Annotated in this window: 6 protein-coding genes; 5 read left to right on the top strand and 1 reads right to left on the bottom strand. The window is 32.7% G+C overall.

Annotated features, from left to right (window positions below; all coding sequences use genetic code 11):
- Window positions 1-42: 42 nt before the first annotated feature.
- The 5 genes from IGJ49_RS11890 to IGJ49_RS11870 all read left to right on the top strand — a co-directional run bounded on the left by IGJ49_RS11890 (window position 43) and on the right by IGJ49_RS11870 (window position 10130).
- Window positions 43-1509, top strand: a complete 1467-nt coding sequence (locus IGJ49_RS11890) for a helix-turn-helix domain-containing protein (RefSeq protein WP_438723605.1) — start codon at window positions 43-45, stop codon at window positions 1507-1509.
- Window positions 1510-1564: 55 nt separating this feature from the next.
- Window positions 1565-5533: a hypothetical protein gene (locus IGJ49_RS11885; protein WP_438723603.1), complete on the top strand. Its 3969-nt coding sequence runs from the start codon at window positions 1565-1567 to the stop codon at window positions 5531-5533.
- A 15-nt stretch (window positions 5534-5548) separates the two neighbouring features.
- Window positions 5549-6724, top strand: coding sequence for an LPXTG cell wall anchor domain-containing protein (locus IGJ49_RS11880; RefSeq protein ID WP_438723601.1), 1176 nt, complete (start codon window positions 5549-5551; stop codon window positions 6722-6724).
- A 75-nt stretch (window positions 6725-6799) separates the two neighbouring features.
- The gene (locus tag IGJ49_RS11875; protein ID WP_438723599.1) at window positions 6800-8713 is read left to right on the top strand and encodes a VirD4-like conjugal transfer protein, CD1115 family; all 1914 of its coding nucleotides are present in this window, start codon (window positions 6800-6802) and stop codon (window positions 8711-8713) included.
- Between the two features lie 25 nt (window positions 8714-8738).
- Window positions 8739-10130, top strand: a complete 1392-nt coding sequence (locus tag IGJ49_RS11870; protein WP_438723597.1) for a peptidoglycan DD-metalloendopeptidase family protein — start codon at window positions 8739-8741, stop codon at window positions 10128-10130.
- Window positions 10131-11932: 1802 nt separating this feature from the next.
- Here IGJ49_RS11870 and IGJ49_RS11865 read toward each other — a convergent pair.
- On the bottom strand, window positions 11933-13411 hold the full coding sequence (locus tag IGJ49_RS11865; protein WP_438723595.1) for a helix-turn-helix domain-containing protein: 1479 nt from the start codon (window positions 13409-13411) through the stop codon (window positions 11933-11935).
- Between the last annotated feature and the right edge of the window lie 430 nt (window positions 13412-13841).

Below are 13841 nucleotides of genomic sequence, written 5' to 3'. Positions count from 1 at the left end.
TGATATTTATCAAAAATTGAAGATTGTGTATCTGATAGGGATGTGATTAGCATCATTAATTTTTTAGAAAAACAGACAGAAAGACAGATTAATATTGTCTTACTAGTGAATAAAGATATCAATGATATCAATCTTATTGCTGATCAGCTACATGTAATTGATAAAACAATTTTAGGAGATATTGATGATTTCAATGAAAAATATTCTCCAGCAGAATTACGCGAACTAGAAAATAAAAAGATAATACTTAATTTACCTTCGGATATGAGCTTGAGTGATTTATTTTCAAAGATTCTCAACGCTTCAACAACCGTTCAAGCCTTAAAAATGATTTTTGAACGTGAATTAACTATCAAGGAATTAAGTAAAGAAATTTTCGTTAGTGAAACAAGTATTCGTAGAATGATCAGTCGAACAAATCTTTTTTTTAAAGAAAAAAATTTAAAGATAGAAATCGAAAGTATGCCATCTCTTTCTATTCAAGGAGATGAGAAACAGATTCGAGAATTCTTTTGTCAAATGTATTTAGAAATCTATGATCAAACAAGCTTACCTCAATATACGTTAATTTATGATGCATTATTCCAATGCAATCGATTGTTTTCCAATAGTGGGAATCAAAATGAGCAGTTGTATCTTTATTTGAAGCTAGTTTTCTTTTTGCTAATTGGTATCATTCGAATTGGAAAGAATCATTATAATTTAAAATCAAAAAATATTCGACCGATAGGAGATGATGTCGTCAATCAAATCTACAATGTCATGCGTGGTAATCCCCGGCTGTGTGACGTATTAAAACAGGAATATGGATTCGAGATCGACAAATTCAACATTCAGGATTTGCTAAATGTGAATGCCAGCTATATCAGTCACAATATTGTCGATTATCAAGAATTAAATCAGGAAGAAAAGCAACTATATCGTCTGACAATCCAATTTTTCCATCAGTATTTTGAAAGAATTGACCTGTCATATTTACTAACACCAGAGAAAAAGAGTGCGTTGTATCGTATAGTGTTGCTTTCCTCCAATCGAAATTCATTTATGATCGATTATCATGAAATTTTTTATTACCAAATTGTAAAACGCTCGCCATGGTTGATTGATCAATTTGAAAAAGAATTTATAAAAAGTGGTTTATCTTCGATTATTCCATTTTCTTCTGCCAGAATGAAAGAAATTTTCATTGAGATGTATATGGATACTGAAGAACTAATTGATATTGTCGAACCTTCACTTAAAGAAAAAAGTATTGCGATATTTTTTAATAGTAATAAAGGAGTAGAAAAACTCTATAAAAAATTAATCAAGCAACGATATCCATTTCTAAAAAAATTAGATATTTATAAAGGTGAAGATACATTGATTGATTACACCTATTTGAATCAATATGATTTGGTATTGGCTGAAAATAGTTTAGATATGGAACAACTGAACGCTGATTTTTTAAAGATCTCCAGAATTCCAACTGATAATTTCTGGGAACATTTTCACAGTAAATTATATTAATAAAAAGATTTGATTAACAATGGTAAGAATCATTAGAGTTAAAGGAGTGAAAAATATGCTTCGATCAATTGAAGAATTTTATGGAACGCAGCACGCAACTGTTACTATTCCTGATGCTGAACGTTTTGTATACGATACAGCAGAAAAAGAATTTTCGGTTAGTTCTTATAGGGATAAATTGCAGACACAAGCTACAGTTATTTTTAAGATGACGATGGATATTCTTAAAACGCAGGAGACTGTTTATCGTTTAGAAAAAGAAGCAGCTCTTGGCATGCTTGCACTTGGTAATCAAGAGGAGCAGAAATATCAGGAAATCGTCAAGCGATCAAATGAAGGAATGATCCGAGTACAAGATGAAATTACTCGTTTAGAGCTATTTCAGCAAAAAAATATCTATGAATCATGGGATATTCAACAATTTACGGAAAATTATGGGAGAGAAATATATGCTCAGTACAAAATCAATTTAGCTGAAGCTAGAAAACATCGTAATTTTCAAGACAAAGAAAGAAAAGCAGAGATTGAGTTCAATAAAATTCGTGATAACTTAAGAAAACAGCGAAAACATGAAGTTAAAAAAGTACAAGAAGGCACTTCAGTTCTTGAAACACTGTTAAAAGATTATCAGAGTGAAGTACAACGACCAACTGGAAAACGAGCGTCTTTAATTCGTGAGAAAGCAGCTAAAATTGAGGTTGTTTTATCTGAGCAAGTGGAATCCTATAAGCGACTAGAAGCATTAGAACAAATTTCTGAATTGAAAAAAAATGAACAGGAAAAAGAATTAACTACATTTGATGAAACCAGAGCGAAGATTAAAGCATTATTAGCTCAAACAAAGGAGCTTGGTTTTAAAGTAGAGATCCAACAAGATACAGGTGAATTACTAAAACAGCAAGAACGTGCTGAAGTAATTGAACCAACGACGCAAACTCATCGTTCGGAAATCAAGATTCCCATTAATCGCCAAGAAAAAACTGAGCAAGAAAATATTCGTTATCGTGCCAGTCTACAAATCAAGTTGACTAAGGCTAAAGAAACAGAAATAAAATCAAATCAAGATTTGATAGAAGCAAAATTATACCGAACAGAGTTAAAATTGGCTGTTTTGGTCAGCAGTAGACAAAGAAATAATCTTCAATTACTGGAAGCTAAAGGAACAAATAGAGAGCCTGCTATACAGCAAGAAGCCAAACGCTTGAGTAAAGAAATCAAAGAATTACAAAAAGAGAAAGTTGAATTGACTCGAAGTTTAGACCAATTAAAAGGTAAAAAAATAGAATTTCCTGTTGAACACTTATCTGAACAAGAAATAGAAAATGAATTACAACAAGCGGAATCAAATACACAAGCAAATACGATTGCAACGGAAGAAATTACTACAGAAAATAATGAACTATTTCGTGAGAGTCAAGTTTCACAAGGATCAGTGAAGCAAGCAGTCCTTGTACGAATTGGGAAGTTAAATGAGGAATTAACAGTTAATGCAAAAGACGTTAGTTACTCTAATGAATTGCTTGCTGCAGCGAAAATTAGTGTACTTGCTAAACGAGCAGAATTGATTAAACAAAAACTTCGTGATATCGAAGGAAATGATACGATTTTACTATCAGAAAAGGCTGAAATCAGCAAAGTTCTACGTGATCTTCAAAATAAAAATGGATTAGAACAAAAAGCTATCTTACAAGAAAGTAAAGGTAATTTAGAATGGGCAACTGTGATTGATCCTAGAGAAGATGAACCGATTGATGAACTTATAGAAACGGCCAAGAAATTAACAGATAGACTAGAAAATCTAAAAAAAGAACATCAAGTAGTAAAATCAGAAATTGTTGTTTATCGTCAAGAAGATCAAGCATTTGAACAAACACAAGGACCACAATTTGCTAGTACATTAGAATTTTTAGTGCAAGATGTTCAACGAAAGAAACATGAAAAAGGTAAAAATAAAGAAAAAAAACTTGAGAATCAAAATGTAGACGGAGACCAAGAAGAACGAGGAAACAAAGAGGATCGAAACAAAGGTCCGGTGCCACCAGTACCGCCAAAACCACCAAAGGGCCAAGAAAACAAAGGTAAAGATCAAGGCCAAAATGTAGGCGAAGACCAAGAAGAACGAGGAAACAAAGAGGATCGAAACAAAGGTCCGGTGCCACCAGTACCGCCAAAACCACCAAAAGGCCAAGAAAACAAAGGTAAAGATCAAGGCCAAAATGTAGGCGAAGACCAAGAAGAACGAGGAAACAAAGAGGATCGAAACAAAGGTCCGGTGCCACCAGTACCGCCAAAACCACCAAAGGGCCAAGAAAACAGAGGTAAAGATCAAGGCCAAAATGTAGGCGAAGACCAAGAAGAACGAGGAAACAAAGAGGATCGAAACAAAGGTCCGGTGCCACCAGTACCGCCAAAACCACCAAAAGGCCAAGAAAACAAAGGTAAAGATCAAGGCCAAAATGTAGGCGGAGACCAAGAAGAACGAGGAAACAAAGAGGATCGAAACAAAGGTCCGGTGCCACCAGTACCGCCAAAACCACCAAAAGGCCAAGAAAACAAAGGTAAAGATCAAGGCCAAAATGTAGGCGGAGACCAAGAAGAACGAGGAAACAAAGAGGATCGAAACAAAGGTCCGGTGCCACCAGTACCGCCAAAACCACCAAAAGGCCAAGAAAACAAAGGTAAAGATCAAGGCCAAAATGTAGGCGAAGACCAAGAAGAACGAGGAAACAAAGAGGATCGAAATAAAGGTCCGGTACCACCAGTACCGCCAAAAACGACACTTGTGGAAGATGGAACACAAACTGACCAAGAAAAAATAAATACCAAAAAGAATAAAAATAAACATAAAGGACAAAAAAATCGTCAGCTAGATCAAGTAACAGAATCGCAAACAGACGTTGGTGAGCAAACAGATCCTGAGAAAAATGGAAAAGAAAATAACAAAGAAAATAATAAACGTCGAAACAAACGACCAGCTCCGCCGGTTCCCCCAAAAAATATACGGTTAGAGAATGAACGACCAAAAGAAAAGACAACAAAAGACAATGGCAATAATCCAAGAAAAGGAAAAAATAGAAATGTCGGTGTGAACACCGAGCCAGCTGCAATTGTCCGAGATGAGGAAAATCAACCAAATGATAAGAAGAAAAAACGTGGTTTAGGACGTTACTTCTGGCACAAAAATCGTAACAAACGTGCTTCACGCGGAATTCGCTGGTTACGTTATTTGTTGAATCTATGGCCTATTGCTGCTTGGCCGTTATGTATGACTTGGATGACAGTTGCTTTACCGTTCCAGTTGATACCTGTAGTTATGCCAGCGGTAATTGCAACCTTTACAGCTATTTGTCTAAGTTATTACTTACCAAAAATTATTCGCTTTGTTCGTAAACGACTTTTGGTAAGAAGAGCGAAAAAATTAGGTTTAGATGCGCGTTCATATGTCAAACAAAAAGAAATGGAGAGAAACCAACACAACCAAAACAAAGTGCGGAAATTCTTCCGCCGAAATTGGAAAACAATTGCCATTATTTTAGGGGTAACAGCATTACTCGGTGGAATCGGCTTGTTCTTAGTACCAGCAGTATTAGGACCGATTCTAACAGCATCGACGATTTCAGGATTAATGGCTCTAGGTGGGGTCGCATTAACAGGAGCGGCGATCAGTATCACGGTACAACTGTTTGAAAAATTCGGAATTGTTCGTCTTGAAAAGTTTTTTGACAAGAGATACCAACAACAAAAGACCAACAGTCGAGAAGATAATCAAAAAACAATGGGTAATATTTTTTATGATAACCGCCGTCATGATCCTAATTTGAAAAAAGCTTTTGCTGAATTAGGAAATATGTCCATCAATTTAGAAAAAGCTGGATCAGTGAAAGAGAAAAAAGCAAAGTTAAGTGAAATTACTAATAAAGGGATTGACAAAGCAAATGTTCAAAATGTTAAAAGTATAGATCCGCAAAAAGAAAAGAAGAAAAAAGAAAAAACAGATAAAGAAAATAAAGTGGTCGGTCTTTAAGAAGGGAGAAAGGAAATGAAACATAAAAAGTTATTAGGTGTTCTTGCAAGTTTAGCAATATGTGGTACAGCACTGGTATCCTATCCAGAAAATAGTTTTGCGATTTATTTAGGTGATTATAATGGTGAAAATTTAGGCCAAAAATTAATTGATGAAGGTAAAAAATCTTATGTAGATGGTATTTTTAAAGAAGAGTTAAAAAAACAAAGCCATACAATGACATCTAATAAGTCTGGAACTGAATATACTTTTAGTTTTGATGTACCAACATGGAGTTCAGTAAGTGCAGCTCGTGGTGAATGGATAGAACGTTTAGCTGGAAATGGACAAACAGCTACGGGACCAGGTACAGGTGTTCCTGGATACGATAAGATTTATTATGGAGATGGCCCAGATTATAATGGGAAATTTGAAGTTACTGGACTAGCTGTTACGACTACAGATAATACAATAGCTGATTTAGAAGTATCCTCTGCGGTAAACAAAACAGATCATAAAATTTCTGTAACTACAAAAATTGTGTTGAAAAAAGATATAGATATTAAGAATATTCCATTAAACTACACTGCTACTGGGATTAATATGGGGACACAAGTAGTAGATTCAAAAAATAGTAGTCAATACAACATTCCATTAGAGGTTAAGGAAATAAATCTAGCGGATAGTAAAACAAAAGCAACATTAGACTTAGGTACTGTAAATGTTGCAGTGAAAGCTGATACAACTGATTCAACTAGTTCAAGTTCAAGCTCAAGTTCAAGCTCAAGTTCAAGCTCAAGTTCAAGCTCAAGCTCAAGTTCAAGCTCAAGCTCAAGTTCAAGCTCAAGCTCAAGTTCAAGCTCAAGCTCAAGCTCAAGTTCAAGTTCAAGTCCAAGCTCAAGTTCAAGCTCAAGCTCAATCGATACAAGTACAACATCATCAAGTTCTAGTGTAAGCAGTACTGACCCATCAACTTCAACAAGTACAACGAGTTCACAAGCGAAAACGCCAGTTATTTATACGCCTTCTGAACCGTCAAAACCAAGTACAACATCAACAAGTAGCAGTTTAGCTAAAATCAGTAGTGCATCAAGTGCGTCTACATTACCAAAGACTGGAGAAAAAGAATCTATTTGGATTACGGTGATGGGAGCTGTGCTACTTGGAATAAGCATGTTCTATCTAAAAAAAAGTAAAGTGAAAAATAAATAGAAAAAATTCGCTATTGATAGGAGAAGGGGTTCCTATCAATAGCAATTTTTATGATAAAAAAACAGGAGAATATGTATGAAAAATAAACTACCAATTGGCTTAATCTTTCATCTCCTTGCTATTAGTTTAATCGCTTATATTTTCAATCGATTCTATTTATTATTTGAAATGAATAAAGCAATTAATCCAGATACTATTGGTAACTTATTAAATACATTTGATTTACTGACACGTGAAATTTCGTCTTTACAATTCTATTTTGAGATAATTGGTTCCTCATATATCGCAGGGCTTATGGGAGCGTTACTTTACGTAATGGTTGTACTATACCATAAGTATAATAAGAAAAATACACGTACAAATGAAGAGTATGGTAGTGCGAGATGGGGAACGAGTAAAGATATCGCACCGTTTATCGATAAGAAAAAATTCTTTAATATCTTATTGACGGAAACTGAACGTTTGTCATTATCTGGACGTATGAAAATTACCAAAGCAGATAACTTTAATCGTAATAAAAATGTGATCGTGGTAGGAGGAGCCGGAAGTGGTAAAACGCGTTTCTTTGTAAAACCGAATTTGATGCAGATGCATTCTTCTTATGTAGTCAGCGACTCAAAAGGATTATTGTTAAGCGAAACAGGGAAACTTTTCGAAGAAGAAGGCTATGAAATCAAAATTTTCGATTTGATTTCTAGAAAAAACTGTAACTATTATAATCCGTTCAACTATATAAGAAATGAAGATGATATTTTAAAAATTGTGAATAACCTGATTAAAAATACGACCAACCCAAATAAAAAAGGTGGCGATGATTTCTGGGAAAAGGCAGAGACAGCGTTATTAATGGCTATTTTTAGTTACCTTTTACAAGAAGTCGTAGAAGAAGATCAAACATTATCAAGTGTAGTTGAGTTAGTTCGTTTAGCAGATATCCCAGAAGATGTACCAGGTTACGTTAGTCCGTTGGACATTTTATTCCAAGAATTAGAAGAAAAAGATCCACAAAACTTTGCAGTACTGCAATACAAAATATTTAAATTATCTGGAGATAAAACGACAAAATCCATTCTTGTCAGCTTAGGGGTACGTTTAGCACCTTTTGATATTCCAAGTATCAAAGAATTAGTTTCAAAAGATACCTTAGAGTTAGATACGATAGGAGATAAAAAGACGATTCTTTATATTTTGCTCTCTGATACTGATACAAGTTTCAACTTCTTAGCAAGTATGATGTACCAACAATTATTCGATATGCTTGTACATCGAGCTGATAATTATTATAAAGGAAGACTACCAGTCCATGTTCGATGTATTCTAGATGAGTTTGCGAATATAGGGCAAATTCCTGATTTTGAAAAAGTTATTTCTGTTATTCGGAGTCGAGAAATTTCAACCAATGTTATTTTGCAAAATATTAGTCAATTAAAAACATTGTATAAAGACACCTGGGAAACAATCATTGGTACCAGTGATACATTCTTATATCTAGGGGGAATGGAACAAAGTACCCATGAATATATTTCTAAATTGTTGGGAAAAGAAACAATTGAACAACGAAATATTAGTGTGACTAAAGGAGTTAATGGTTCTTACAATGAAAGCTTTCAAAAATTAGGACGTAATTTAATGGAGCCGGATGAAGTGGCTAGCTTAAAAGGACAAGAATGTATTTTAAAAATTAGGGGAGTTCATCCATTTCTATCCAAAAAATACAATATTGAAAAACATAAAAACTATAAACGTCTAGGAGATGTTAATAAAGATTATTGGTATTCGAGGGATGAAAAACCTAAAACAATATCATTAGAATCTATGGAAAAAGAAGATTTTGACCTAAATCATTTACAGGGTTTGTCTGAGGAACAGCTGGCACGGTTACATGAAGAACTGGATGTCGATCAATTTGAAGAGCTTCTTGAAGAAGAATTTGATGCATTAGAAAAAGTGGAACCAAAGGGAAATAATATACAAGATTCAGACGAATAAAATAAGGATAAGGGGAATTTTATAAATGAAAAAAATGTCGAAATTTTTGTGTGTGGCTACACTATTAACTGCGCCAACGACACCAATCAATAAAGTTTTTGCAATTGAACAGGATAATTCTGAGATTGATTCTTCTCTTGTAGAAGAAAATATGACTGATTCAACCGTAAATACAAGCGATTCAAGTAGTACAACGAATGAAGAAACAGAAATAACGGAAGAATCAACAACTGAATCGACAGAGACAACCGAAGGTACAGATAACATCGACACAAATGGGACCGATTCAACTAATGTACCAGAAGAATCAATAGAAGATACACAAGAAGAGCAAGGCAATATGGCGGAAGAAGGCGGAGCAACCAACAGTTCTTCTGAAGGCATAAGTATTCCAAAACCAAACTTCAATATACCAACGCCACCCACAATCCGTCAACCAGATTTAAGTCAATTCACGACTGAACCAATTTATCCAGAAAATGTTAATGATAGCCAAAGACAAGAAACGAGTAAGCAGACTGGAACAAAAAGTGAATCGGTTGAACTATTTATTCAAAAAATTGGCGAAGATGCGCGAAAAGTAGGACAAGAAAATGATTTGTACGCATCTGTCATCCTAGCACAAGCTATTTTAGAATCAGGAGCAGGTTCCAGTGTTTTAAGTCAAACACCTTATTATAATTTATTTGGAATCAAAGGAACATACAAAGATCAAAGCGTCTATCTAGCTACGCAAGAAGACAATGGCTACGGGCAATTATCGACAACCCTTGCACAATTTAGAAAATACAGTGGTTACGAAGAAAGCTTCCAAGATTATGCGAAATTAATGAAAAATGGCTTGATTAGTGATCCAACATTTTACCAAGGTACTTGGAAATCGAAAACAGCAAGCTACCGAGATGCTACAAAAGCATTAACTGGAACATATGCTACAGATATATATTATGGTGAAAAATTAAATCACTTGATCGACACTTACGATTTGACACAATATGATGAAGCTAAAGAAGTAACGATTAGTGATGCAAAATATCGTATGCCATTAGATTCCTATACTGTAAGTTCTGAATTTGGCTTACGTGGTTCAGAATTCCATCGCGGTATTGATTTAGCAGCACCAACAGGAACACCAATTAAAGCAGCCAAATCTGGGAAAGTAGTTGTGGCAGATACCCATTATTCGTGGGGAAATTATGTCGTGATTCAACATGAGGATGGTACAACTATGCTTTATGCCCATCAAGAAAGCTTTATTGTTAGTGTAGGGCAAAAGGTGAGTCAAGGAAGTGTGATTGGCTTTGTTGGATCAACAGGTCATAGTACGGGACCACATTTACATTTGGAATTGTGTACAGATGCTTCTTTATTAAAAACAAAATTAGTTGATCCACGAGCTGTACTACCTTTTAGATAATCATAGTGCTAATCTATTAGATTTAGTTGATAAAAGAAATATAGATTTTTGAGGCTCTTCGGCAAGTAGTGTTGGTGAGTTCAAATTGAAAGAATTTCATCGAGAATCAATTGAAGTAGAAATATGCTTTGATTGATTCTTTTTTATTTTTGATTGATCTAGGAAAACCCTGGATCAAGTAAGTAAATGCGGTCACGAAAATGGAGAACATTACGGTAGTTATAAGTGAATCCTTTGATGCCCTTGATTTATTTATAAGATGTTTGGCAGGCATTTTTCGATTTGTTTTCTATATTTAAAACGTAGTTCGTAGCTGTTCTTTATAGTGATGAAGTTGAAACTAACAGGTGTCATAAGGCAACTTCAACGTTGCTCATTCATCCATCTTGTTTTTTCAGTCATTGATTATTAATTTTCCCATGATTTTTCATTTCAAGTCGACAGAATTGAACAATTTTTATTGACTAAAGTATTTTTAGCTGAGAAAGTTTCCTCACCTTTTACATAGAAAGTGAGTTTTTTTAGCTTTAAGTTTGTTTTACGTGAATAGATTAGTAGTAATTAAATCTTGGTTTAGTGGGTACCCTATTTAATTACTTCTCTTTCGTTTTTAATCCCATATTTTTTAAAACAAGAAAGAGTGTAATCCCAACGTCTATAAATTATGTAGGAGGTATGCCTCCATCTTTTTTTCAAAAAGCTAATTTGTAGGGGAAATCCCATTTTTATCGGACAAACGAGTACTTTTTTAGTAGGATAGTCCATGGAAATATCCTTTCTTGATGAGTTTATTTTAGACGACTTAATTTTACCAATTTGCTCTCTCTCTTTTTCAAAAATAATAGTGTTCACAGAAAAAAACTGTATATCCCAATACTTATTATAGAAACAGAAAAACTAACATGTAATTAAAATATAAAAAAATAAAGGTATATGGGGAATTTTAGCTTATGTAATTTAAAAGTGAAGTAACAATAAAACTATAAAATTAAAGAGGAATAGTACAAAGTAGAAGCTAGCTTAAAAAGGACGTATTCATTGTTTTACTCTAGTTTATTTGATTATTCATGTTAGGCTAAATCTTCTTAAAAAAATAGTACCTTTAGTTATATGATGAAATCATACGAATAAAAGAACAAAATAGTTGAATGAATGCAATCAAACGATTTATATCAGCACAATTTATTTTCATAAAAAAAGAAGGTCTGGTAACAAATAAAGGTTTTTTAAGTATCGTTTTCTTAAAGGCTTAATGAGATTATCGAGTTTGTTTTAGTAAGTTGGCCTCTCTATAAAGATTTACTTGATAGATAGAAATAGTAGAATGTTGATACCATGATTATAAAAAAATTTAAGTAATATGTAACAGATTGCGCTTTTCATCAAGATTTTAACTATAATATTTATGTAATTGTAGCCAGCTATTTTCTCAATTTTTCAGTTTAATACATAATTAAGGAAGAATTGCTTCATTTATAAGTAATCAAATGAAACAATATAGAAATAGAGATAAAAGAATTCACGTATACTTGATAAATCAGTAAATAAATAGCGATTGTTAGAAAATTATCTTTGATTCCTTTTGTTGTGTAACCTCTGTTGTAGAGATATCAATATTTTTTTTTAAAAAAAAAAATGAAGTAAATTTCAAGAGAAAAATGTAAATTGATATCATTTTTCTATAAAAAAGAGAGTCATAAATGAAAAACTTATTTTAGACTTTAAGAAATAAAAAGAAAGTTAGAATCCAATAAATTAACTCATGGACTCTAACTTTTTTAGAAAAGATGTTAGAGAAAAAATCATGTCAATTTTTTTTGATGAACAGACAAAGTTTTTTCATAAAGATAATCACGAATTAATTTAATATCCTGTAGCAACGAATTTCTTGAAATATAAAAGAGGTGACTATCTGTAATATTAGGCTCTTCCTTTGTTAATAATGAACGTTCATAAATAATAAAATGTGGCCAATCGTTTTTATAAACAGGAATGTGCTCACTTGAATAGTACATTTGGTCATCAATTGTGATAAATTCTGAATTGATCCATCTTTTTAAGCTCTCTCGATAGATAATATGTGATAATTCATTTTCAGCAACAATCATGCATAGATGTTTTTGCATGTGATTACTTAATAAAGCTGAATGTATTTCTGAAACTAATCGAATAATCGAAGTTTTGTTAAAGTGGATGTTTTCATCCGGGAGGTATAATTCTTTCCATTGTTTTAACACTTTCTCCAGTCTCTGAGCAATGCCAACCTGATACATTGTTAAAAAATAGTTTCGTTCAACAAAATAATTTTGTGTATTTTCCCAAAGTGAACAGATAAAGTAGATAAATGGAATTTCAAAAATTATATTATTCCTTAAAGGAATATTAAATTCTTTTTCTAGTGCTTTGATTAATTGCTGGATATCAGGTTGTTCTTCAATAATAGCTTGCCGATCTAGGTGGTAATTCATGTTTACAATGGAAAAATTTTTTGATTTTAGCATCAATAATCTACAAAATATAGCAAGTAGCTTAAGATTTTGATCCGATAAGTGACGGTCACCTAGTATCAATTCAGAAATTTCGGATAACTTATTATATGAACTGTTGATCCTTGATTCTCTATAATTGCTTAGAACTAAATTCATATCAGATCGTTCTAAACAAAGATAGGTATGGTATAAAAAAAATGAATATTCTCGATCATTTGGTGAGTAGTTCACATCAAATACGTCAAAAATTTTATCAACAAATTTTTGAGCATATGTGAAAGATTCTCTATTGATATATTCAGAAAAAAAGTCTGTACGAAGCCAGGTTGAAACAAAAATAAAACGATAAAGTAACTCATTTGGCTTGATTTTATTATTATCATCTAAAATAGTTTCTTCTTTTAAATAATTCTCAACTTCTTTCTTGATTTTGAATGCTTTAGTAACAGATACAAATTCTTCATCTACAATACTTAAATAGTTTGTGTCACCTAGAAGGTAACGAGCGACAACTTTTAAAAATTTTGATTCGCTGTAAATTTCTTTAATTAAATCATATCTTGTCGTATGTTTTGTAAAAATCATTGTGACTTCTGTAGCAGAAAGCTCGTATTGATCTAAGTAGGGCATTAATTGTACCGACAGCATAGAGATATCTTTTTTTACCGTATTGAAGGTAACATCTAGTTTTTTTGCGAGTTCTCTAATAACTAGGCCTTTGTGTTCAAAAATGTATTCGGCAATTTTCACTTTTCTAATGATATCTTTTTCTATATAGTTTTCTATATTCAACGTAGTTGCCTCCTGTATTTTTTTATTACACATAAAATGAAGTTGTCACCATTAGAAGTTAAACATACTATTGCCTCATAATATTTCATTTAATTTTACAGAAAAACGGTTTCTTAAAAAAAAAAAAAATAAAAAGGTTAAAAAAAGATATAGTTTAAGAGTAATATTATCTAACTTATTGATGATACTACAAAACCATTGTTATTCTATATGCTTACCCAAAAAAAACCATAAAAAAGTAAGAAGAAGTGTTTTGTAACACTTCTTCTTACTTTTTCTATAGTCTTTATGTTAATAACATAATTTTTATAAGGCTTAGTGCTGTTTTTTTCATTTTATGAAAAAAATGGTAACAATCAACTGTTAAAATAAAATATATAAAGTACTCAGATTGACTAAAATTTTGTAATAGAAAAAGACATCTAACGAA

This window comes from Enterococcus sp. AZ171 (assembly GCF_051714005.1).
GTDB classification, from domain to species: Bacteria; Bacillota; Bacilli; order Lactobacillales; family Enterococcaceae; genus Enterococcus_B; species Enterococcus_B pernyi.
Note: the sequence above shows the minus strand (reverse complement) of the source record. Positions and strands in the feature narration are given on the sequence as shown.

What these genes read in the sequence shown, in the direction of transcription:
- IGJ49_RS11885 (WP_438723603.1), top strand. Translation starts at nt 1,565, where the DNA reads ATGCTTCGATCAATTGAAGAATTTTATGGAACGCAGCACGCAACTGTT.
- IGJ49_RS11880 (WP_438723601.1), top strand. Translation starts at nt 5,549, where the DNA reads ATGAAACATAAAAAGTTATTAGGTGTTCTTGCAAGTTTAGCAATATGT.
- IGJ49_RS11875 (WP_438723599.1), top strand. Translation starts at nt 6,800, where the DNA reads ATGAAAAATAAACTACCAATTGGCTTAATCTTTCATCTCCTTGCTATT.
- IGJ49_RS11870 (WP_438723597.1), top strand. Translation starts at nt 8,739, where the DNA reads ATGAAAAAAATGTCGAAATTTTTGTGTGTGGCTACACTATTAACTGCG.